The following is a 22,737-nucleotide window of genomic DNA, read 5'->3' on the forward strand; positions in this document are numbered from 1 at the left end:
AGCACTACAATATACTATATAGCTCTGTATAAAAAATGAACTCTCTAACCAAAGTTATAACACAAAACTATTATCTCCCCAAATATATTAATCCATATGCACAAGATAAAATATGTCATAGAAAACAAGGCTTTTAGCGTTGCGTTATGATGCCTAGTATGATGTATAAAGTATGCTTGTTGTTTAAGAAATAATGTATGTTGAAAAAATGTATTTTTGTTGCAAAAATCTTCATCTGTTTTTGAAAGATATATGTTTTCAAAAACACTGTGCTCCTCATTGGTCATTCCCATATGCTAAGCAGTATTTGTTTATGGATGACAGAAATAGAAAAGGTCTTTGAGTGGAATGTTTGTTTCAGAAGAATTATCAGCAGCAAGTGATAAATCAATTCCGCCAAAATCTGGTATTGGTGATTATATCACGCTTTTAAAACCACGGGTTATGTCACTCGTTGTATTTACAGCTTTAGTTGGACTTGTGGTGTCACCAGTTTCTATTAATCCATTTTATGGTTTTTTAGCAATTTTGTGTATTGCACTAGGGGGTGGTGGTGCAGGAGCACTTAATATGTGGTATGATGCTGATATTGATGCAGTGATGGAACGTACCAAAAATCGTCCTATTCCCACTGGTAAAATCAGCTCACAGAAGGCGTTTATTTTTGGTATGGTTCTTTCTGTGCTTTCCGTGTTTATTATGGGGAGCTTCATTAATTGGTTTGCAGCATTTTTTCTTGCTTTTACAATTTTCTTTTATGTCGTTATCTATACAATTTGGCTAAAGCGTATAACGCCACAAAATATTGTTATTGGCGGTGCATCTGGAGCTTTCCCACCAATGATTGGATGGGCTGTAACAACGGGTACAGTGAGTATTGAGAGTTTTTTATTATTTTTAATCATTTTTATGTGGACACCACCACATTTTTGGTCTCTTTCTTTATTTTCATCTCTCGATTATGATGCGGCGGGCATTCCTATGATGCCTAATGTACGAGGCGAACATTCAACAAAAAAACAGATCTTGTTTTATACTGTTCTTATGGCCATATGCGCTGCTGGGCCCTACATTATCGGTCTTGCAGGAATCTTTTATGGTATTTTTTCATTAATTTTAAGCGTTATTTTTATTTATTTTGCTTATCGTTTGTGGAAAGCTGATACACATGATGCAACTCTTTTAATGGCAAAAAAAACATTTTTCTTTTCGTTATTTTATTTGGCAGCTCTCTTTGGCACTCTTTTAATTGAAACTTTGATATTCTATCATCTTCTAGCATAGAAAAATGAAAGAGCGAGCTTTAAAAACAGCTTTGTCTGCAGAAAAATACGATAAGAAACTGCCATATATTAAGTGTTTTTACGGAAAAGGTAGTATTTTTCAGTGTTTTTCTTTACACCACTTGTGTCATGCATAACAAGAGTTCGTTTAAAATTGTGATAAAAGTTATAGATATTAAGGATGGTTTATGTCTCTACGTCCTCCTTTAACAATGCGTCTTTGTGGTCCACGTGGATTTTGTGCAGGAGTTGATCGTGCTATTCAGATTGTTCTTCTTGCATTAAAAAAATATGGTGCTCCAGTATATGTTCGTCATGAAATTGTACACAACCGCTATGTCGTTGAAGGATTGGAACAACGTGGGGCTGTGTTTGTTGAAGAACTTGATGAGATTCCAGAAAAACACCACAACCAACCTGTTGTATTTTCTGCTCACGGTGTGCCAAAGTCTGTACCAGAAGAAGCACGTCGCTATAATTTGTTTTATCTAGATGCAACATGTCCGTTAGTTTCTAAAGTTCATAAACAAGCGATACGGCATAAACGGCATGGACGTCATGTTATATTAATTGGTCACTCTGGCCATCCTGAGGTAATAGGAACAATGGGGCAGCTTGAAAAAGGAGATGTGACATTAATTGAAACGATTGAGGATGCTTTACATTATCAACCTCATGATCCGGATAAATTAGGGTTCGTGACGCAAACAACACTTTCTGTTGAAGATACAGCAGAGATTCTTAATGTGTTACAACGACGTTTTCCTACATTAGAAGCTCCGGCTGCTGAATCAATTTGTTATGCCACTACAAATCGACAAGATGCTGTTAAGGCAGCGGCATTAGGGAGCGATTTATTTTTAATTGTTGGAGCACCGAATTCTTCTAATTCACGACGGTTGGTAGAAGTTGCTGAAAGGTCTGGTGCGCAGCGAGCTGTCTTAGTTCAGAGGGTTGATGAAATTGATTTTGATCATCTGGGTGCTCTTTCTGTTGTAAGTCTTTCAGCAGGAGCTTCTGCTCCTGAAATTATTATTGAAGAAATTATTTCAGCTTTTCGGGAACGTTATGATGTTACAATAGAATTGGTTGAAACAGTGGTGGAAACGGAAACATTTTTGGTAAGTCGCGAGTTACGTGATGTCATTTTAACTCCTCAAGATACGGCTTTTGTCAATGGTCGAGCTGAGATGCTGAAAAATGACAATCAGGATATGCCTTTAACGAAAGCAAAATAATGGCAGTTTATACAGATATTCATCCAAATGATTTGAAGGCATTTTTAACACGTTATTCGATAGGTTCACTTTTATCCTATCAAGGCATAGCGGAGGGAATCGAAAATTCTAATTTTATGTTGTATACAACAGAAGGAAGGTTTGTTTTAACGCTTTATGAGAAACGTATTTCAAAAGATGATTTGCCCTTTTTTTGCAACCTTATGCAGCATTTAAAGCAGCGTGGAATTCCTTGCCCACAACCAGTAGTACAAAATGATGGGACAATGATTGGTGAATTAGCAGGACGCCCTGCTGCTATTATTACTTTTCTGGAAGGAGTGTGGATTCGTCAGCCCAATATATATCATTGTGGTGAAGTGGGATCTGGTTTAGCGCAATTGCATTTAGCAGGAGAGGATTTTACACTGAGTCGTAAAAATACTCTTTCTGTTATGGATTGGAAATTATTGTGGGAACATTGTCAAACGAGCAAAGATGCGTTGCTAAAAGAGTTTGAAAAAAAAATTGGTACGGAATTGTCTTTTTTACAAGAAAATTGGCCGTCAAATTTACCAACAGGTGTTATTCACGCTGATTTATTTAACGATAATGTGTTTTTTTTGGATCATCGTCTTTCTGGTATTATAGATTTCTATTTTGCTTGTAATGATTTTTTGGCTTATGATTTAGCTATCTGTTTGAATGCTTGGTGTTTTGAACAGGATTATTCCTATAATCTTACCAAAGCACGCAAGTTATTGGAAAATTATCAAAAAATAAGGCCATTGATACCTTTAGAAATAAAAGCAATTATTTTATTAGCGCGAGGTGCTTCTTTACGTTTTTTACTCACACGTCTTTATGATTGGTTCAATACACCACCAGAGAGCTTTGTCGTTAAGAAAGATCCGTGGGAATATTGGCATAAGCTTTGTTTTTTCAGTAATGTAGATTCCTTGAGTGAAGTGGGTTTTTGAATTCTATGTTAAATCAACAAAAAGTCGTTGAAATTTATACAGATGGGGCTTGCTCGGGTAATCCTGGAGTAGGAGGATGGGGAGCAATTTTACGCTGGAATGGTCATGAACGTGAGCTTTATGGTGGAAAAGAGCACACGACCAATAATCAAATGGAATTAATGGCAGCAATTCATGCATTGAAGGCGCTTAAAGAACCTTGTTTAGTCGATCTTTATACGGACTCAGTTTATGTACGCAATGGTATTTCTATGTGGCTTGAAGATTGGAAGAAAAATAATTGGCGTACGGCATCAAAAAATCCTGTGAAAAACATGGAATTATGGCAGGATCTTGAAGATGCCTGTTCTCGCCATACTGTCAGATGGCATTGGGTAAAAGGGCACGCAGGGCATCCAGAGAATGAGCGGGCAGATGCTCTTGCTCGGAAAGCAATTAGTGAATATCGTGAAAACGGATCTTTTTAGAAAGAGCCCTTTTGTTCAGGCCTTTCTCTTTTATCGCGGAGTAGAAAGAGGGGTTGGTTGTGCATAAAGTGTAAATGTTCCACTTAAAGCATGGCTTTTAAAAGAAACTGTATAAAAGATTGTATGATTTGCTTCATCTGTGATGAAATAGATTGGAGCGCTAAAGAGTGTATAGTCTGCATTTTCAGTTACTTTTTTTGTTGGTCCAATTTGCATTTCTCCTCCATCTAAAAAGAGAGAGCGAGGAGTAATTTTATGTTTATTTTGTATTGTAATGAAGAGCGTGTTTTCTTTTTTTTCAGTGCTTATTTTAAATGCATCATGCGTTGTACGAGGTAAAGTATCTTGAGCTTTCTTTAACAAGGATAAAGGAAGATATTTGTTTTTTTGAACTGATGGAGAAAAATCAAAGTGAACAGTAAAGGGAAGGCAGATTTTGTGACATAATCCAAGTGTTAAAGTGCCACTTAAATTTTTGCTTGAACCGGTAATAGTGAAGGGCAAGACGACTTTGTCTTTGTAGCCTAATGACCAGTCATTTTCTGTTTCATAGAGCTGTGGTGTGGGATAAAAGATTTCATAAGAAACCTGTTGGTTGAAAGTAAAAAATGGTGCCATTCCGGAATTACCAGGATTACGCCAGTAGGTTTTCCACTTGGGTTTAAGAACAATTTCAATAATACCCTCTCTTATTCCAGAAAGAGAGGGTTCAGTAAGAGCTAATCTGATACGTCCACCATCTGATTCATACCAAGATGTTGCCAAAAGATATGCGTTTTGTTTTGTGTGAGCTCTAACAGGGAAGTTAAGTAATTCTAAAATTATGAACGTTAAGCTAAAAGTAACTAAAAGTTTTTTATAAAGGGAAATTACGATATCTTGTAACCTTATAAATATTGGAATTTTTTTCATTGGAGCTTTATTTTCCTATTGTACTCACTAAAGTGACTTTTATCATGTAAATTATGGAGAATAGCAGAGTTATGAAGCAGTGTAATGGCTTTTTAGGGGGACAGTTACTCATAGCAATGCCAGGGATGAATGACAAACGTTTTATTCGTTCTGTTATCTATGTTTGTGCGCATTCTGATGCTGGTGCTATGGGGATTATTCTCAATCAATTGCATCATATTGATTTTCCAGAGCTTTTGCTTCATCTTGGGGTTATAAACAGTGGTCAAAAAAAAGGACTTTCTGAACCGATAAAAAAGTTTCCAGTACGCTATGGTGGACCTGTCGATCCCTCACGAGGTTTTGTGCTGCATTCTGATGATTATGCTTGTGAAGAAACTGTTTCTATTGCAGATAAGGTCTGTTTTACTGCAACGATTGATATATTAAAAGCGATTAGTTGTGAACAAGGCCCGCAGCATGCATTGATAGCATTAGGTTATGCTGGATGGAAAGCTGGACAACTCGAGGCAGAAATTTCTACGAATGGTTGGTTAATTAGCTCTACATCGCCTAGTTTTCTTTTTGGAAGCGATTTAAGTCGCAAATACGATGAGAGCCTAAATCGCATGGGAATCAACCCAACCTATCTCGCTTCTGAAATGGGGCATGCGTAGAGTTTTACTATTTTCTAAGTATTTGATTGTGCACAGTATCCTATTCACTATGTTTTGGTTGTATAAGGGAAATGATTTTGAATAAGAATGATTAATTCTTCGATGGCAATTGGCTTAGTCACAAGTGTGCTTTGAACATATTTACATCCTTCTTGGCGTAGGAAGATTGCTTCTTTTTCATTTTCAACGCCTTCTGCGATAATTTGCAAATTAAGGTCAATTGCCATATTAATAATAGACTTAAGGACCAGCTTTTTCTTGACAGAGTCTATTGAGATAAGCGAGCGATCCAATTTAACCATGTCGAATGGATAACGCACGAGATAAGCAAGTGACGAATATCCTGTTCCAAAATTATCGAGTGCAAGATTAATTCCAAGAGCTTTAATTTGTTCAAGAAAGTGCGCTGATTGTTCAGGGTTTTTTCTTAAGACAAACTCGGATATTTCTATCATCAAGCCTCCTTTGTTGAGGGGATGGCGAAGTAAAGCCGAGCGCAATTGACTGATAAAGCGCGGATGAATCATTTCTGTACTTGGTAAATTAATTGAAATAAAGAAAGACTGTTGAGAAAATTTTTCTTGTATATTTGTAAGATCAATAACAGCATGATCGATAATAAATTGCGCCAAATCCATAACGATTTTTTCATTTTCTACGATCTTAATAAAATCAGAGACATTTAAATTTCCGTAACTTGGGTGATGCCATTCTATAATTGTTTCACAACCAATAATGTGTCCATCTGATAAATTAAGGATAGGATGGTAGAGGATTTTTATTTCATTACGTTTTATGGCAGTATGAATGTCTTTCCCCATGGTGTTATGTTCAATGCCTAACGTGCGAAAACTAGGGCTAAAAGGTTCAATATGGTTACCACCCATTTGTTTTGCACGGATCATCGCGAGTTCACTGTCATTTAAAATATCTTTAGCCGTCGACCTACTTTCATTCCATGTGACCAATCCAATTGATGTTGAAAGCGTTATTTTTTTTTCTGTGAGTGAAATAGGTGCTGAGATCGTTTTATGCAGGTGATCCGCAAATGCTGCAATTTTCTGTGGCTCTGTCTCACTGAGTAAAATGATTGCAAAACGGTCTGCAGAAAGGCGTGATAAGGTATCTTGAAAGTTAATAAGCCGGCTCAAACGACGTGCAATGATGAGTAGTACAGTATCACCAACAGCGATACCTAATTTGCGATTAATTTGACGGAAATTATCAAAGTCAATCATAAAGACAGTTGGTCTAATTTTGATATTTGCTTTAGCTAAAGAAGTATAGTTTTGTAGTCTATCGAAGAAAATTTGCTGGTTAGGAAGACCTGTTAAGCTATCGTGAATGGCGTCACACAATAAGCGTTCTTCAGATTTTTTATGATTGGTAATATTAACAATGGTACCAATAACACGTGTAATCTTTCCATCTTTTTGCATAGCTGGCCGTGCGCGAAGAGAAAACCAATGATAATAGCCACCACCGGAAGACAGTCGAAAAATTTGATCGATACGTCCTTTTTTATTTTTAAGAATAATATCCAATATAGCTTGAAAGCGCTCACGATCATCATGGTGCAAGGCTGAAATCCAGTTGTGCATAGGACCATTAAGTTTGTGGCTTTCAATACCAAAAAGAGTGGTCATATTTGGATGTACAACAATGCGGTCACGCTCGACATTCCAGTCCCAAATAATATTTCCAGCTCCCTTTGCTGCAAGCACTTGTTGTTCAAGGTCGGAAAATATTCCTTCATGGAAAGCATCATTGGAAAAAGTTTGTTGCATGACAGTGAAGCTGATAAGAAGAATAATGAGTACCAATCCCCCTGCTAATGCCGGTTGGATAATATCATTGTTTAAATACCCTGCTATGCAGGCATAAGCTCCGATACACCAGAAGCTAATAAGCAACCATGTTGGGATAAGCATAATTGCGCGGTCATAGTTGCGGATAGAAAAATAGCTGATTAAAATTATACCAAGTACAGCAGTGAGGCCAAAAGACAGACGGGCAATGCCAGCTGCTCTGGTTGGGTCATAAATAGAAAATGCTCCCAGACCGCAAAGAGCAATGGTCCATATAATTGCACCATAACTGAAGTGATAGTGCCAACGATTAAGACAGAGATAGGTAAAAAGGAAAATGAAGAGTGTAGCAGCAAGTGCTACCTCTGTACCAGCGCGCCAGATCGGCTGCGTTGTTAGGGTAATTGCAAAGAATTTATTTAAAAAGTTAAAGTCGATACCAATATAAAACAGTACTGCCCAAGCGATAGCTGCTGTTGCAGGAAAGAGTCCTGTTCCACGAACGACAAAAAGAACGGTTAACAAGAGCGCTAAAAGACCTGATATACCAAGAAGAATACCATGATAAAGCGTATAAGAATTGATTGCATCTTTATAGGCTTCAGGTTGCCATAAATAGATTTGTGGTAGATTTGCAGAGTTAAGCTCGGCAACAAATGTGATAACAGCACCAGGGTTCAGTGTAATACGAAAGATATCAGAGTTTGCACTAGGCTGGCGATCGAGAGAAAAGCCTTCACTTGGGGTAATGGATTGAATTCGTGCTGATCCGAGGTCTGGCCAAAGAAATCCTGAATGCGCCATACGATAATGGGGGGCCACAATAAGACGGTCAATTTGTTCATCTGTTGGATTTGCAAGAGAAAATACAGCCCAGTTTCCAGAAAAATTTTCACTTTTTGCCTGAACCTCAATGCGCCATACAATACCATCTGGTCCTGGTGCTGTACTTGTTTGAAAGATAGAGCTATTTGTATGGTGAATTTCAATTGCTTTTGAAAGATCAAGAGCAGCATCTTGAGAAGAAATTTTAACAGGCTCGACTGCCTGTGCTGACGTAAGGTGGATAAAAGAACTGACGATTACAATGAAAATGATGTCAATGATTTTACGCAAACTCTTCACAATGTCCCACTCTCAGTATTTTAGGATATTTCATTTTAATTTAGATTTTCGAGAAAAAACGTCCACCTTTTATAATTTGTTTTACATAACAAGCGGTTATTATTTTCTTTTGAAAAGTTATACGATTTTATACAAAAATAAGTTAACCTTTCATTTGCTTCAGTGAAGCTTAAAGTTAATAGAATCCTATATTTTTGTAAGGCAAAATTAAACCATGAGTTTTTAGATTTCATAGATATACCTTTGCTTATCAAATATTTTATCACATGAAGCAGAAGTTGGGTAGTTTTGTACAGCGCTTTGATAAATATTTCCCAAACTTATTTAGTGAGAAGAACTTTTGTGGTAAATTTTGTTATAAAATCTGGGCATGTTATGATGTTGCTGCTTTATAAGACATGACATCTCCACTATGCACGAAAATATTTTGAGAAACCTTTTTTAATCTTACTTCATTTTGTATGAAAGAATTGATGTTAAATCATCAAAATTCATGAGGGATCCAACAGGACCGACAGCGGCTAATGTTGGAGTGGAATTGTTAACAAGACGATGTGCTAAATCAGTTAATCTTGCAGGAGTAATGAGATCTAAACGTTCCATTGTTTCAGATATTGGAATTGGTCGACCATAAAGAAGCATTTGGCGAGCAATGAGGTGCGCTTGACTAGATGGATTTTCCTGTGCCATTGTAAGGTTAGCGCGATATTGCGCTTGTGCGCGTTGAAGTTCATTAGCATAAATATTTTTGCTTGCCTTAGAAAGCTCATCCAGAATTACGGGAAGCAGTTCTTTTAGTCCTTTTTGTCCAGTGGCAGCATGAACTCCAAAAAGTCCAGTATCTGAAAACCCCCAATGAAAAGCGTAAACAGAATAGCATAATCCACGTTTTTCTCTCACTTCTTGAAAGAGGCGTGATGACATGCCTCCGCCAAGAATAATTGAAAGAATTTGAGCAGCATAAAAGTCACGTGCATGATAAGCGCGCCCTTCAAAACCAAGCACAACTTGTGTATCCATTAAATCGCGATATTCACGAAAATCGCCACCAACATAATTTGCAAGATTGGTGAGGGGGGCTGTTGCATGGGGACGAAAAGTGCTAAGGCGACTTTCGACTTCTTGCAGAAAATTTTCATGTTGTACAGCTCCTGCTGCAACCACGATCATACGGTCTGCACTATATTGTTGCTTCATGAAATTGTGGAGGTCAGCAGATGTAAATGATTGAATTGTTTTTGGGGTACCTAAAATAGAGCGCCCAAGCGATTGGTGACGAAAAGCTGTTTCAGTAAAGTGATCAAAAACAATATCATCAGGAACATCACGAACGGCACCAATTTCTTGAACAACTACTTGTTTTTCTCGTTCTAATTCATTTTCATCGAATTTTGAACACATCAAAATATCGGCTAAAATATCAATGGCAAGCGGGACATCGTTCTTGAGGACGCGTGCAAAATAAGCAGTTGTCTCCGTACTGGTCGTAGCATTGATTTCACCGCCAACATCTTCGATATCAGCTGCAATTTGAAAAGCTGTACGGTTTTCCGTTCCTTTGAAAGCCATATGTTCGAGAAGATGTGCAATGCCGTGTTGTGAGCAGATTTCATTGCGAGAGCCAACCTTAACCCATATTCCGAGAGCTACACTCTCAATTTGTTGCATTGTATGTGTGGCGATAGTCAAACCATTACTAAGGCGACTGATGTCTACACGCATGTGTTTATGACTCCATTAATAAGCCAAATACCTTATTTGTAAGGGCATTGGAATATTGTTGATTTGACTCAATGCAGCTAACTTCAATAAGATGCACATGATTTTAAAGAAATATAATCTTTTACTATTTTTTCGTTATTAGCAAGACTTATAAAATGTTCTTCGCGTTCCATTAAATTATTCAGACAAGAAGGACGGGGAACATTAAGTCCACAGGCACTTTTTATAGCATCAGGAAATTTGGCAGGATGCGCAGTGGCAAGGACAATCATTGGAATATGTGGCTGCTTGTTTTCGCGCGCTACTTTAAGAGCAACAGCTGTATGTGGATCAGCAAGATAACCGCTTTCTTTGTAAATATGGTCAATCATTTGTGCTGTTTCAGCTATACTACTTTTTCCAGCGGAAAATAGAGAACGAATATTCTTAAGTTGTTTTTCCTCAAGATAAAAACGTCCTGATTCTTTCAAGTTTTTCATCGCATTGCGAATCCATTCCGGATCACGTTCGCCACTTTCAAAGAGCAAGCGTTCAAAATTAGAAGAGATTTGAATGTCCATGGACGGTGATGTTGTGTGGGTTATCGGCCGTGTTTCGTAAATACCGCTGGTTAATGTACGTGCGAGAATGTCATTATCATTCGTTGCAATGACCAGTTGTGTAATCGGTAACCCCATACGGGCTGCAACATACCCTGCAAAAATATCACCAAAATTTCCAGTAGGAACAGTAAATGAGACGGATCTATCAGGAGCACCGAGGGAGAGTGCAGATGAAAAATAGTAAACAATTTGCGCCATGATACGTGCCCAGTTTATAGAGTTAACACCTGAAAGCGCTCTTTTTTGTCGAAAATTATGGTCGTTAAACATTGCTTTAACGAGAGCTTGGCAATCATCAAAATTTCCGTCGATGGCGATAGCATGAACATTCTTGCTTTGATTGGTAGTCATTTGTCGTTGTTGAACAGGTGATACACGTCCTTGAGGGAATAAAATAAAAATGTCTGAATGCTCTCTTTCAGCGAAGGCTTGTGTCGCGGCACCACCAGTATCACCTGATGTAGCAGCAATGATTGTTGCCCGTTTGTTTTTTTTAGTGAGAACATAATCCATCAATCTAGAGAGAAATTGCATTGCAACATCTTTAAATGCCAAAGTAGGACCGTGAAAAAGTTCAAGGATAAATTCATTTTCTCCAGTTTGTTGTAACGGACAGATCGCTGGATGATGGAACGTATCATAAGATTCAGCAATCATATTTTCAAAAGAGGTATATTCAATTTCATTATTTACAAAGGGCCAAAGAACTGTTTTAGCGATTGTCGTATAAGATTTTCCGCGGAGCGCTCGTAATGTATCGGGTGATAATTGAGGGAATTTTTCTGGAAGATAAAGGCCGCCATCATGAGCTAGACCAGTCATGATAGTTTCAGTAAAGCCTAAACTAGGGGCTTCACCTCTTGTGCTGATATATTTCATAAGTTTTTTCTTTCATTTATTTTCAGTAAGCTGATAAAATTCTATATTTCATGTTTTTAACAAGATTTAAATTATTAAATGAATGAAAGTTTATTTGCTTATGCTTGTAAATAATGAAAAATCAATGCCAGAAGAATAAATAACTTTAGCGTTTTTAGATGTTTCAAAATAACATATTGAATAATAAAGAAAAATTTTTTACATTTGAAAAAATAATTCTTTTATAATTTATGTTGATTTATAAATACTTTTCTCAATATACAAAGCAATATTTCTCGAGAAATTTAATTTCTAGTGCTTACTTTTTTCTTCAACCTTGTATAATCAAAATGCGTATGACAATAAACCTCTGCAAAATGGCAATTATGATTTATGTTGAGGGATTTATGAGAGAATTTCATGGTATTTCGTGCGTAAGCTGTGTATCGAAAGAGTTATTTGTTCAGTTTAAATTATCTATTTTTATGCTAAGAGGTATTTATTTATATTACGTAGTATTATGCGTAATGAGAGAATTTATCCATAGAAAGCACAAAAAAAGCCTGCCCCAATTCTTTGAAGCAGGTTGGAATTTAAAAATGTTTTGGAATTATTTGGTTTTTTAGGTTTATTTTTTGGTTTTTCCTATTCCTATACCGATTAGCCCACTGAAGATAGCCATAAGAAACCCAGTAAAGTAACCAAAGAGCATGGATCCTATTGTAGTAAAAGTTCCTAGTGTAATAGGTTCAAATACTTTTTCAATTTTTCCTTCCGTGGCATCTTTATTTTTTGTTCCATGATTTAAACTTGGAACATAAAGAGTAGCGATATTGATTGCCTTCTTTTTTACCTGCTCTATGATAGAAACATCTTCTTGTTGTGTGTTATTGCTCAAATGGTTTGCATGAACATTTACAACTTGTGAAAGAAAGAAAGCACTTGCTATTAAAATACTTAACATATGATTTTTAAGAACTTTAATCATAATTCCACCTCAAATATTTTTTAATTTTATCTTTAATGAAGCAAATATATTGATAGAGCTGCTCAACACGCTCACTATAGGAAATGTGAGTGGCTCTTGTTGCTTTTGACAGAGGGGGCCGCTGTGCATTTTTATTTTAAATAATGAACAAGTAATGCGGCTGTACTCTGGTGTGATGTTGAAAGATTTTGTTTTTATAAACGTTTCAAATATTTAAGCACGAGATTTTGTGAGTGATACTATGCCCTTTATCATCCATGCTAAGAACATACCCACTATAGATGTCCCATATCCAACTAACACCGAAAGACCAAAAGTTCCCAGTGTAAGGGGCTCCAGCACCTTTTCAACTCTTCCTTCAACGGTAGCTTCATTTTTGGCTCCATGATTTAAACTTGGAACATAGAGAGTAGCCATATGAGTTACCTTCTTTTTTGCTTGTTCTATGATAGAAATATCTTCTCGTTGTGCATTATTGCTCAAATGATTTGCATGAACATTCACAATTTGCGAGAGAATAAAAACAATCGCTATAAAAATATTTAATATATAATTTTTAAAAAGTTTTGTCATAATTTTACCTCAAATACTTTCTACCTCTAATGTGAATTTATGATTGCATTAGTAAATAAACATAAAGGATAGTCTGTATTATCTATATTTGTTATGGCTGAATCGCTTCACTATGTTGTTTAAATATTTTTATTAAATTCATAGTGAAGCTATTTCTTGTAGCTTTATAGTAGATGGTTTTATTTGAACATTAAGACTATGTCTTTTATCCATCCGATTATTGAGCTTACGAAGCTTATTGCATATCCAGCAAATAAAAGTCCCACTCCTAATGTCATAGGTTCAACAACCTTTTCAACTTTTCCTTCAATGCTATCCCCATTTATCGTTCCATAACTTACAGCTGGAACATAGGAAGCAGTCGTACTAACTGCTGTAGATGTTACAGTTGCTACTTGTTCCAATGCGCAATTAGTAACATCATCGTGTTGAGAACTATTTTTCAAGTAGTTTGCGTTAACGCTTGCAATTTGTGAAAGAAAAAAAGCGGATACTATAAAAATATTTAACACATAATTCTTAAATAATTTTACCATATTTTTTACCTCAAATATTCTATACTTTTTTATTAATATGTAAGAGACAAGTGCATTTTTAGATACTTAATATGTATAATAAAATAAATACAAATTGTATCATATCACTGCACAATCCGCGTGTATATACTTCATTATGAATTTATAGTCAATAATAAAATATTTACATTATGTATTTTTATAAAATGTACATAATATGTCTTTAGATTATATTTTATTTACTACAAGTATGTTCAAAAATTTACTAAAGATATTTATGTATTGAATATAATATAATTTACAAAAAGGCTGTTTTTAAAGTGGTTGCTAGATGAGTTTGTAAGAGAGAGGTGAGCTATCCGGGGGGGAAGAGGAAGCTTTTTGTGCTATTTTTGTGATCTATATTTCAAGCTGTGTTTGGCATAAGATGGAGTATACAATACGTCGTATAAGTAAAATTTAGTATTGAAACATAAAACAATAGCAGAAAACAAAAAAACCTTAGATTATCAGATATAAAAGAGATTTTATAAGTTTCGTTTCAGAACCTTGAGAGGATAATCTGATGGATGCTTATTTATTATTGAGTATAGTATAAGAAATAGAGCTGAAAAATGTGATAGAATTTTTACCAATAGGTTCTTTAATAAAACACTAGATTTATAGAGTTTTATCCAGAATGATAGTTATCATAGGTTATATATTTAAAAGTAAATATTTAATTGCTGTATTTATATTGAAGAAAAGAGTATATTTCAATTCTTAAGTGTATGAATTTTGTGGTTTGTTATAATACGAAGTAAAATATAATAGTTTTCTCACAATAGGGAATTCCAATTGAGGAGAGATCAAGACTTCATAGAGTATGACAATGGTATATACTTTAATTGTATATAACCAATACAGCTGTGTTTTAGCTCATGTAGATATGCCTTACCAAGACAAGCTATCTTGAAAAAAGTGTTCCTTAAGAGAGTTTAAATTGATAAATGTCGAAGAGACCTTTTTATGATAAATCGCGCCACACTGCCATTGCTTCTAGGACTTCTGGTAAATGGGCGTGTTTGGTGATAACGGTTTCTGCACCAGCTTCTGCAAGGGCATGAGAGTGACCAAGATAAGTATGTGATCCTCCAGTAAAACCGATAACGCGCATGCCCGCTGCTGATGCAGCATGTACGCCATGAAGTGAATCCTCTATCACAATAGTATTTTGAGGCTCTACATGTAATTGTTGTGCGGCAAAAAGAAAAACATCAGGGGCGGGTTTAGTCTTTTTTGTTCCGACTTCAGGGGCAGAAAATATTTTATCTTTATCATCAAAAAGATCGTAAAGACCAACAGTAGAGAGCATCTCTTTTATATCTACGCTCTTTGCGTTAGAGCAAATACAGTAGGGATAACGCGTTTGAATGATCTCTATTGCTTCTTTTATACCATCAATAGCTTGTAATTCAGTTGCTATTTGTGCTCGAAAAAGATTTGACATTTGATCTATGAGATGAGCAGAAACTGGTTTTTCTGTTTCCTGTTCAACTTGTCTAAGAATATCGCGAAAAATAAGTCCTGCATAACGTTCACTCAATTCTTCAGGTGATATTTGATATCCTGTTTGTTTAAGTAATTGAGATCCAATTTTTGCTGCGAGATATTCAGAGTCTACTAAAACTCCATCACAATCAAAAATAATGAGATCTATCTGAGGCATGAGATATTCCTTTACATATTATTATAGCTTAAAAACTTTCATGAAAATGCCATTGAGAGGATTTTATTGCATAAAAACATGCTTTGAAAGTGATTCTTAATTTATGCGATGAAATAAAGATACAAGAACGGTGTCTTGAAGAGAAGAAAAATAAGGATTCACCAGTATAGACTTTCTTATTTTTCTTGAAACAGAAAAAATTCATATTAATTTTGTGGAATTTTAACGATACGTTTACTCTATTTTGTAAATATGGTGTGGTAATGCGGGCCTATAAACTATTTTAATTGATTATAGGGCAAATTCAGTTCACTTCGTTGGGTTTTTCATGACAGTTATTCAGCTTCAAAAAGAATTCAGTCACACTTTTTCGCGGATACCATGGCGCAATAAAATTTTCAAAGGGGATTGTGTTGCAGTACTGGAAAAACTTCCGAAACATTCAGTTGATGTGATTTTTGCCGATCCTCCTTATAATTTGCAATTGGATGGTGCTTTATATCGTCCAGATTATTCGCTTGTTGATGCGGTTGATGATGCATGGGATCAGTTTGAGAGTTTTGCTGCTTATGATGCTTTTACGCGTGCATGGTTGCTTGCTTGTCGTCGCGTGTTGAAGCCCAACGGGACGATTTGGGTTATAGGGTCTTACCATAATATTTTTCGGGTGGGCACGGCTTTACAAGATTTAGGTTTTTGGATGTTGAATGATATCATTTGGCGTAAAAATAATCCTATGCCTAATTTTCGAGGTCGTCGCTTTCAAAATGCTCATGAGACGCTTATTTGGGCTGTTCGAGATCAAAAGGATAAAAAATATACATTTAATTATGATGCCTTAAAAGCTGCGAATGAAGATCTACAAATGCGTTCAGATTGGCTTTTTCCTCTGTGTACTGGTGCTGAACGTTTAAAAGATGAGGCAGGGCGTAAATTACATCCAACACAAAAACCACAAGCTTTATTAGCCCGTATTATTATGGCTTCTAGTAAGCCTGGTGATGTCATCCTTGATCCGTTTTTTGGTTCGGGGACGACAGGCGCTGTTGCCAAACTTTTGGGGCGTGATTTTGTGGGTATTGAACGTGAGCAAGACTACATTGATGCAGCATGTGAGAGAATTGCTTCGGTTAAACCTTTAGCTAAACCAGAATTAGCAATTTTGGATAAAAAGAAAGCAGAGCCGCGTGTTGCATTCAACAGTTTACTTGAAGCAGGTTTACTTCATCCTGGAGAAGTTCTTTATGACCGCAAGAAGCAAGTATCTGCTATTGTAAGGGCTGATGGTACGGTCATGCATGGTGGTGAAGCTGGTTCTATTCATGCAATGGGACGAAAGGCTCAAGCTTCACAAAGCTGTAACGGATGGACCTTTTGGTATTATGAGGAAAATGGACGCTTGAAACCCATAGATGATTTAAGAATGGTTATACGTACACAGATGTTAAAAACTGGTGTTATATGAAGAACTACGCTAGCTGCCTCACTATTTGTTAGCCAGCTTCAGTATAGCACTCTTGTATTTAGATGTTTTGGTATATTTATTTTTTTCTTAAATGTTTTTTTGTTCATATGTTAACTCTGCTTGTGATGTAAAAGTGAGCGTTTTTTGGGTGATACCTTATGAGAGGGGTTTGAAAGGGGAAAGTCCACTGTATTTGAGGTTTCCATTCAAGCTATAGGGTATGAATTGTCATTATAAATCAATTTTTATGAAAAAAACATTGTGAATTAAAGAATATTTTTTCAGTGATGAGAATTATTTTAAGCGAAAAGAATGAGGGATTGCTACAGAAATAGCTTTTTTCATAACAGTAGGAAGTGCTTCTTGGGCAAGATGATGGATATCGCACCACCAGCCATTTTCATGATTCATTTCGTGTGTACTGTTAGTATAGTAAACATCGAGTTTTAGAGAAAAGTGGGTAAAAATGTGTGTAATTTGTCCTTTGAACTGCCAGTTAGCGATAAAGGGTGCGTTTTGAAGTCCATTTTCGTTATTTATTCCAATATTGTTGGGAATTTGGGTCATTCCACCGAGAAGTTTTTTATCCTGTCGTTTTTCTAAATAAATTTGTTTGTTTTTATTCAGTACAACAAAAGCAACACCAGTTTTTGAAGGGCGTTCTTTTTTAGGAGCTTTAACAGGAAAAGACTCTGTTATTTTCATCTTTGCAGCTTTACACAAATTTTGAAGAGGGCAGAGATAACAAGATGGTTTACGTGGTGTACAAATGGTTGCTCCCAGATCCATCATCGCTTGAGCAAAGTCACCAGGGCGATTTAAAGAGGTAATTTTTTGTGTTTTTTCTCTGATTTCGGCTTTTGCTTTTGGCAAAATTGAAGCGATAGCAAATAAGCGGGTTACAACGCGCTCAACATTACTATCAACAACTGCTACAGGGTGGTTAAAAGCAATTGCGGCAATAGCTGCGGCAGTGTAGTCTCCAATACCTGAAAGGGTTCGCAATGTTTTTACGGATTGTGGGAATTGTCCTCCGTAGTTTTCAACAAGCTGCCTAGCGCAGTTTTTCAGATTACGGGCGCGTGAATAATAACCAAGTCCAGCCCATGCTTTCATGATATCGTCTTGTGAGGCTTTTGCTAAAGAAGAGAGGTCAGGCCAAAGTTTCAGAAATTTTTGAAAATAAGGTTTTACGGCTTCGACAGTTGTCTGTTGAAGCATGATTTCAGAAAGCCAAACGCGATAGGGATCAGGGCGGATGCCTTGCCTTTGTTCTTCGGGGGTAATACGCCACGGTAAATGCCGGTGCTTTTGGTCGTACCAAGAAAGGAGGTATGAAGAAATTTCATGCATGATTGTTTTGCACCATAGGAAGATATAAAATACAAAAGAAAAAAGCGTTTATCATACAATTCATATTTTACTTTTTCTCCTTTAATTATAAAAACTTTTGTTAGACGAGAATTGTATTTTTTTGATATTTGATGAGATATGTGGGGAAATGGTTTTTAGATGAAAGAATCCCTTATAATTCAGAACATGACTGAATGTTGATCTAAAAAAATGAGCAAACAATTTAAAAAGCGCCATTTTTATTCTCTTTCTGAGACGGTATCCAAAATACTTGATCCTGTTTTATGTAAACGGACAGGGCTTAATGTCGCATTGATAGAGTATTGGCCACAGATTGTAGGTTATGATATCGGTGAACATACAATGCCGCTTAAAATTATTTGGAAACGACGGGCTGATCAAGATGAAGTTTTCCAGCCAGCAACACTTGTGGTGGCGTGTGAAGGGGTTTCTGCTTTAAAATTGATGCATGAAACAGATGAATTGCTGCATAAAATAAATGTTTTTTTTGGATATATTGCTGTCGGTCGCATTAAGATTGAACAAAGATCTATATGTGCTCTGAAGAAACATTTGCCAATGAAGGCAGATCTAAATGAAACAGAGAAAAAATGTATAAAAAAAATGCTTAAGGAGATTGAAGATGAAAATTTACGTCAATCGCTTTATGAACTTGGTTGTTGCATTTTTGCAGAAAAAAATAATAAATAGAGAAAGCTGTTTTATACGTTTTTTTAGTGTATAAGAACTGTTGGATTTTTGTCTGTTAATAACAAAAGAAAAGTATTATTTATGATGAGCTGCCGTTCTTTTTTATCTTTTGCAATAATTTTTCTCATGGCTTCTATGCCAATCAGTACAACTGTTGTTATTGCTAGTGGCACGAAGCCAGTTTCAACTGTTGATATGGATAAACTTCTTCAATCAGGCAAGGTTAAAGATAGGTTTGAGGGGGAGGAAAACGCACCAGTAACAATTGTTGAATATGCTTCATTGACATGTATCCATTGTGCACATTTTTATAATGATGTACTTCCACAAATTCGTAAAAAATATATCAAAACGGGAAAAGTAAAACTTATTTTTCGAGATTATGCTTTTGATCCGCGAGCAACGGCAGGTTTTATGTTAGCGCGATGTGCACCAGAAGATCGTTATTTTCCTATGATAGAGGTTTTATTTCAAAAACAGCAGGAGTGGGTCTGGGAGAAAGACGCTCTCACACCATTGAAAAAAATTGGCTTAATGGCTGGTTTTACGGATGAAAGTTTTACTGCTTGCCTGAAAAATCAGTCCATTTTAGATGAAGTGAATGCTTCTTTTGAACGTGGTAAAGAGCTTGGTGTTACAGCAACGCCTACCTTCTTTATTAATGGTAACAAGTATGAAGGTGCAATGTCCGTGGAATCCTTCTTTTCGGTGATTGATAGTTTTCTTAAAGACTAAATCTTCTTTCCAAGAGATGGGTATTGATACTTGTAGTCGTTTTTCTTTTGGAAGGATTGATTTCATGCATTTATGAAGCAATATTTTTTTAGCCAATTTTGAATCGAATATTGTTTTGATGATATTAGCTCAGATCAAAGGATGTTTTGATGCTGATATGGGAGGATTTGTACTATGACGAAATGGGTTTACAGTTTTGGTGATGGGCATGCGGAAGGGAGTGCAAGTAAGCGCAATCTTCTTGGTGGGAAAGGGGCTAATTTGGCAGAAATGAGTAATCTTGGTTTGCCTGTCCCTCCAGGATTTACTCTTACGACAGAAGTTTGTAATTTTTATTACGCACATAGTGGATCATATCCAGAAGAATTACAGGAAGCTGTTAAACAAGCGCTTAAACGCATTGGTGAACAAACAGGGCGCGAATTCGGAGATGAAAGAAGGCCACTTTTACTCTCTGTTCGGTCAGGTGCAAGAGCTTCTATGCCAGGGATGATGGACACAGTACTTAATCTTGGTATGAATGATGAAGCTGTAAAAGCAATTGCTTTACAAACTAATAATGAACGCTTTGCTTACGACAGTTATCGCCGTTTTATCCAAATGTATTCTAACGTTGTTTTAGGTTTAGATCATTCGTATTTTGAAGAGATTCTTGATGAGTCAAAAGCGCGCAAAGGTTATGTTGTCGATACAGAAATGACAGCAGACGATTGGAAAGATGTTATTGTTTCTTATAAGGCATATGTTCAAGAACAGTTAGATAAACCTTTTCCGCAAGATCCTGAACAACAGTTGTGGGGAGCGATTGGAGCGGTTTTTTCAAGTTGGATGACAGCACGTGCTATTACTTATCGTCGTTTACATAATATTCCTGAAAGTTGGGGAACGGCAGTTAATGTACAGGCAATGGTATTTGGCAATATGGGTGAGGATTCGGCAACTGGTGTTGCTTTTACACGCAATCCCTCAACAGGAGAAAAAGAACTTTACGGTGAGTTTTTAGTTGATGCCCAAGGTGAAGATGTTGTAGCGGGAATTCGTACTCCTCAAAATATTACAGAAAATGCGCGTATTGTTGCGGGATCAAATAAGCCATCTTTAGAAAAGATTATGCCAGAAGCTTTTTTGAAGCTGTATCAAATTGCCCAGAAACTTGAACAGCATTATCGAGATATGCAAGATCTCGAGTTCACAATTGAAAAAGGTAAATTGTGGATGTTGCAGACTCGTTCGGGAAAGCGAACGGCACGTGCTGCTCTAAAGATGGCAATAGAAATGGTTGAGGAGGGGTTGATAAGCCGTGAAGAAGCGGTGATGCGAATAGATGCAAAATCGCTTGACCAGCTTTTGCATCCGACACTTGATCCCAAAGCAGAACGTGTTGTCGTTGCACGTGGATTACCTGCTTCTCCTGGAGCGGCAACAGGAGAAATTGTTTTTACTTCGGAAGAAGCAGAAGCTGCGTTGGCAGAAGGCCGCAAAGTTATTTTGGTGCGTGTAGAAACAAGTCCAGAGGATATTCATGGGATGCATGCTGCAGAAGGGATTTTAACAACGCGCGGTGGTATGACAAGTCATGCAGCTGTTGTAGCGCGTGGTATGGGAAAGCCGTGTATTTCTGGTGCTGGCAATGTACGGATTGATTATAACACAAACACAATGTTTTCTTCAGGGCAGAATTTTAAAAAGGGTGATGTCATCACGATTGATGGTGGAAGTGGAGAGGTTCTCAAAGGAAAGGTTGCGATGTTGCAGCCTGAGCTTTGTGGCGATTTTGCAAAATTGATGGAGTGGGCTGATGGGATGCGGCGTATAAGAGTTCGTGCCAATGCTGAAACGCCCACTGATGCACGTATGGGGCGTTCCTTTGGGGCTGAAGGTATTGGACTTTGCCGTACGGAACATATGTTTTTTTCTGGTGAACGTATTGTTGCCATGCGTGAAATGATTTTAAGTAATGATGAGAGCGGCCGTCGTAAAGCATTAGATAAACTTTTGCCCATGCAGCGTTCAGACTTTAGCGAATTGTTTGAAATTATGAGTGGTTTGCCTGTTACTATCCGCTTGCTAGATCCGCCACTCCATGAATTTTTGCCAAAAACGGATGCAGAAATTCTTGAGGTTGCAACGGCTATGGGAGTGTCAGTAGATGTACTTTCTGAACGTGCGCAGCAGTTACATGAATTTAACCCTATGCTTGGACTACGAGGATGCCGTTTAGCTATTACATATCCCGAAATTGCAGAAATGCAGGCGCGAGCTATTTTTGAAGCAGCAGCAGAAGCTGATCAAAAATCTGGATCTCCTGTTATGCTTGAAATTATGGTGCCACTTGTTGCACTGAAATCTGAACTTGATTTTGTCAAAGCGCGTATTGATCAGGTTGCTAATGAGGTAATGAAGGAAAAGGGGAGGAGTATTCAGTACATGGTTGGGACGATGATTGAGCTTCCTAGAGCAGCTCTTCGGGCAGATGAAATTGCCGAAACTGCCGAGTTTTTTTCATTTGGAACCAATGATCTGACACAAACCACTTTTGGAATTTCACGTGATGATGCGGCTCCTTTTTTAGCAACTTATTTTCAAAAAGGGCTTTTAGAACAAGATCCTTTCGTAACCATTGATCGTGATGGAGTAGGGGAGCTTATTTCTATTGCTGCACAGCGTGGTCGTTCTCAGCGTACAAAAATTAAACTGGGTATTTGTGGTGAGCACGGGGGTGATCCTGCTTCTATTGCTTTATGTGAAGAAAATGATCTGGATTATGTTTCATGTTCTCCTTTCCGAGTACCAATTGCACGTTTAGCAGCGGCACAGTCGGCTATTGCAAAAAAACATAGAGGTTTTTTGAGGTAATTTTCATTATGAAGCAACTGTTTTTGCATTTAGAGAGTTCATAAGAGGCGTGTTTACTTTTTTGTATTTTTACCCACACGCTTGTCCTTTTTGTAACCTGCAAGAAAATACCCTTTTTTCTGTTTCATGAGAAAGGAAGTATAATAAGAGAATCTTATTGTATTCCAAAATTTTTTGCTGGTAAGAACGACGAATTTTCTTTG

General features: G+C 36.9%; 18 protein-coding genes. 9 read left to right on the plus strand and 9 right to left on the minus strand.

The genetic code is table 11. From position 1 onward, the window contains the following. Window positions 1-348 precede the first annotated feature (348 nt). The 4 genes from cyoE (at window position 349) to rnhA (ending at window position 3,947) form a co-directional block, all read left to right on the plus strand. Window positions 349-1,284, plus strand: a complete 936-nt coding sequence (gene cyoE / locus ME1_RS05930; RefSeq protein WP_004864554.1) for a heme o synthase — start codon at window positions 349-351, stop codon at window positions 1,282-1,284. A 187-nt stretch (window positions 1,285-1,471) separates the two neighbouring features. Next, window positions 1,472-2,521: a 4-hydroxy-3-methylbut-2-enyl diphosphate reductase gene (ispH, locus tag ME1_RS05935; RefSeq protein WP_004864557.1), complete on the plus strand. Its 1,050-nt coding sequence runs from the start codon at window positions 1,472-1,474 to the stop codon at window positions 2,519-2,521. After that, complete coding sequence (locus ME1_RS05940) at window positions 2,521-3,480, plus strand: homoserine kinase (protein WP_004864560.1); 960 nt, start codon at window positions 2,521-2,523, stop codon at window positions 3,478-3,480. The genes ispH and ME1_RS05940 overlap by 1 nt, the downstream gene beginning before the upstream one ends. 5 nt (window positions 3,481-3,485) lie before the next feature. Further along, window positions 3,486-3,947 (plus strand): ribonuclease HI, encoded by a 462-nt coding sequence (gene rnhA / locus ME1_RS05945; RefSeq protein WP_004864561.1) that lies wholly within the window; start codon window positions 3,486-3,488, stop codon window positions 3,945-3,947. A 30-nt stretch (window positions 3,948-3,977) separates the two neighbouring features. Here the strand turns inward: rnhA and ME1_RS05950 are convergent, their stop codons facing one another. After that, window positions 3,978-4,859 carry a protein-disulfide reductase DsbD domain-containing protein gene (locus ME1_RS05950; protein WP_004864563.1) on the minus strand — a complete coding sequence of 294 codons (882 nt, stop codon included), beginning with the start codon at window positions 4,857-4,859 and terminating at the stop codon, window positions 3,978-3,980. A 71-nt stretch (window positions 4,860-4,930) separates the two neighbouring features. Between ME1_RS05950 and ME1_RS05955 the strand changes: the two genes are divergently transcribed. Then, window positions 4,931-5,515: a YqgE/AlgH family protein gene (locus ME1_RS05955; RefSeq protein ID WP_004864566.1), complete on the plus strand. Its 585-nt coding sequence runs from the start codon at window positions 4,931-4,933 to the stop codon at window positions 5,513-5,515. Between the two features lie 47 nt (window positions 5,516-5,562). On the opposite strand, the gene ME1_RS05960 is transcribed toward ME1_RS05955, so the two are convergent. From ME1_RS05960 to ME1_RS05995, 7 genes are all read right to left on the minus strand, one after another. Then, the gene (locus tag ME1_RS05960; protein WP_004864568.1) at window positions 5,563-8,448 is read right to left on the minus strand and encodes an EAL domain-containing protein; all 2,886 of its coding nucleotides are present in this window, start codon (window positions 8,446-8,448) and stop codon (window positions 5,563-5,565) included. A gap of 447 nt (window positions 8,449-8,895) precedes the next feature. Further along, window positions 8,896-10,170, minus strand: a complete 1,275-nt coding sequence (locus ME1_RS05965) for a M16 family metallopeptidase (protein WP_004864569.1) — start codon at window positions 10,168-10,170, stop codon at window positions 8,896-8,898. 83 nt (window positions 10,171-10,253) lie between these two features. Next, a complete protein-coding gene (gene thrC / locus ME1_RS05970) occupies window positions 10,254-11,651 on the minus strand; it encodes a threonine synthase (protein ID WP_004864572.1) in 1,398 nt (465 codons plus the stop codon). Window positions 11,652-12,258: 607 nt separating this feature from the next. Continuing rightward, complete coding sequence (locus ME1_RS05980) at window positions 12,259-12,618, minus strand: hypothetical protein (protein WP_004864576.1); 360 nt, start codon at window positions 12,616-12,618, stop codon at window positions 12,259-12,261. Window positions 12,619-12,831: 213 nt separating this feature from the next. Beyond that, window positions 12,832-13,191: a hypothetical protein gene (locus tag ME1_RS05985; protein ID WP_004864577.1), complete on the minus strand. Its 360-nt coding sequence runs from the start codon at window positions 13,189-13,191 to the stop codon at window positions 12,832-12,834. 179 nt (window positions 13,192-13,370) lie between these two features. Beyond that, entirely contained in the window at window positions 13,371-13,727 is a 357-nt protein-coding gene (locus ME1_RS05990; RefSeq protein WP_004864580.1) for a hypothetical protein, read from the minus strand. A 985-nt stretch (window positions 13,728-14,712) separates the two neighbouring features. Then, window positions 14,713-15,414: an HAD family hydrolase gene (locus ME1_RS05995; RefSeq protein WP_004864582.1), complete on the minus strand. Its 702-nt coding sequence runs from the start codon at window positions 15,412-15,414 to the stop codon at window positions 14,713-14,715. A gap of 328 nt (window positions 15,415-15,742) precedes the next feature. On the opposite strand from ME1_RS05995, the gene ME1_RS06000 reads away from it, so the two are divergent. Then, window positions 15,743-16,879 (plus strand): site-specific DNA-methyltransferase, encoded by a 1,137-nt coding sequence (locus ME1_RS06000; protein WP_004864584.1) that lies wholly within the window; start codon window positions 15,743-15,745, stop codon window positions 16,877-16,879. 294 nt (window positions 16,880-17,173) lie between these two features. Here the strand turns inward: ME1_RS06000 and mutY are convergent, their stop codons facing one another. After that, window positions 17,174-18,232: an A/G-specific adenine glycosylase gene (gene mutY, locus ME1_RS06005; RefSeq protein ID WP_004864585.1), complete on the minus strand. Its 1,059-nt coding sequence runs from the start codon at window positions 18,230-18,232 to the stop codon at window positions 17,174-17,176. A 210-nt stretch (window positions 18,233-18,442) separates the two neighbouring features. Between mutY and ME1_RS06010 the strand changes: the two genes are divergently transcribed. The 3 genes from ME1_RS06010 to ppdK all read left to right on the plus strand — a co-directional run bounded on the left by ME1_RS06010 (window position 18,443) and on the right by ppdK (window position 22,534). Further along, a complete protein-coding gene (locus tag ME1_RS06010; RefSeq protein WP_004864587.1) occupies window positions 18,443-18,943 on the plus strand; it encodes a DUF721 domain-containing protein in 501 nt (166 codons plus the stop codon). 81 nt (window positions 18,944-19,024) lie between these two features. Further along, the gene (locus ME1_RS06015) at window positions 19,025-19,678 is read left to right on the plus strand and encodes a DsbA family protein (protein WP_004864590.1); all 654 of its coding nucleotides are present in this window, start codon (window positions 19,025-19,027) and stop codon (window positions 19,676-19,678) included. Between the two features lie 174 nt (window positions 19,679-19,852). Next, a complete protein-coding gene (ppdK, locus tag ME1_RS06020) occupies window positions 19,853-22,534 on the plus strand; it encodes a pyruvate, phosphate dikinase (RefSeq protein WP_004864591.1) in 2,682 nt (893 codons plus the stop codon). Window positions 22,535-22,737 lie beyond the last annotated feature (203 nt).

Origin of the sequence: Bartonella vinsonii subsp. arupensis OK-94-513, assembly GCF_000278235.1 — a bacterium.
Taxonomy (GTDB): Bacteria; Pseudomonadota; Alphaproteobacteria; order Rhizobiales; family Rhizobiaceae; genus Bartonella; species Bartonella arupensis.

Excerpts from the sequence above, each read along its gene's own strand:
- ME1_RS05965 (WP_004864569.1), bottom strand. The coding sequence starts at position 10,170 with ATGCGTGTAGACATCAGTCGCCTTAGTAATGGTTTGACTATCGCCACA.
- mutY (WP_004864585.1), bottom strand. The coding sequence starts at position 18,232 with ATGCATGAAATTTCTTCATACCTCCTTTCTTGGTACGACCAAAAGCAC.
- ME1_RS05990 (WP_004864580.1), bottom strand. The coding sequence starts at position 13,727 with ATGGTAAAATTATTTAAGAATTATGTGTTAAATATTTTTATAGTATCC.
- thrC (WP_004864572.1), bottom strand. The coding sequence starts at position 11,651 with ATGAAATATATCAGCACAAGAGGTGAAGCCCCTAGTTTAGGCTTTACT.
- ME1_RS06000 (WP_004864584.1), top strand. The coding sequence starts at position 15,743 with ATGACAGTTATTCAGCTTCAAAAAGAATTCAGTCACACTTTTTCGCGG.
- ME1_RS05940 (WP_004864560.1), top strand. The coding sequence starts at position 2,521 with ATGGCAGTTTATACAGATATTCATCCAAATGATTTGAAGGCATTTTTA.
- ME1_RS05950 (WP_004864563.1), bottom strand. The coding sequence starts at position 4,859 with ATGAAAAAAATTCCAATATTTATAAGGTTACAAGATATCGTAATTTCC.
- ME1_RS05985 (WP_004864577.1), bottom strand. The coding sequence starts at position 13,191 with ATGACAAAACTTTTTAAAAATTATATATTAAATATTTTTATAGCGATT.
- ME1_RS05995 (WP_004864582.1), bottom strand. The coding sequence starts at position 15,414 with ATGCCTCAGATAGATCTCATTATTTTTGATTGTGATGGAGTTTTAGTA.
- ME1_RS05955 (WP_004864566.1), top strand. The coding sequence starts at position 4,931 with ATGAAGCAGTGTAATGGCTTTTTAGGGGGACAGTTACTCATAGCAATG.
- ispH (WP_004864557.1), top strand. The coding sequence starts at position 1,472 with ATGTCTCTACGTCCTCCTTTAACAATGCGTCTTTGTGGTCCACGTGGA.
- ME1_RS05980 (WP_004864576.1), bottom strand. The coding sequence starts at position 12,618 with ATGATTAAAGTTCTTAAAAATCATATGTTAAGTATTTTAATAGCAAGT.
- ME1_RS06015 (WP_004864590.1), top strand. The coding sequence starts at position 19,025 with ATGATGAGCTGCCGTTCTTTTTTATCTTTTGCAATAATTTTTCTCATG.
- cyoE (WP_004864554.1), top strand. The coding sequence starts at position 349 with ATGTTTGTTTCAGAAGAATTATCAGCAGCAAGTGATAAATCAATTCCG.
- ppdK (WP_004864591.1), top strand. The coding sequence starts at position 19,853 with ATGACGAAATGGGTTTACAGTTTTGGTGATGGGCATGCGGAAGGGAGT.
- rnhA (WP_004864561.1), top strand. The coding sequence starts at position 3,486 with ATGTTAAATCAACAAAAAGTCGTTGAAATTTATACAGATGGGGCTTGC.
- ME1_RS06010 (WP_004864587.1), top strand. The coding sequence starts at position 18,443 with ATGAGCAAACAATTTAAAAAGCGCCATTTTTATTCTCTTTCTGAGACG.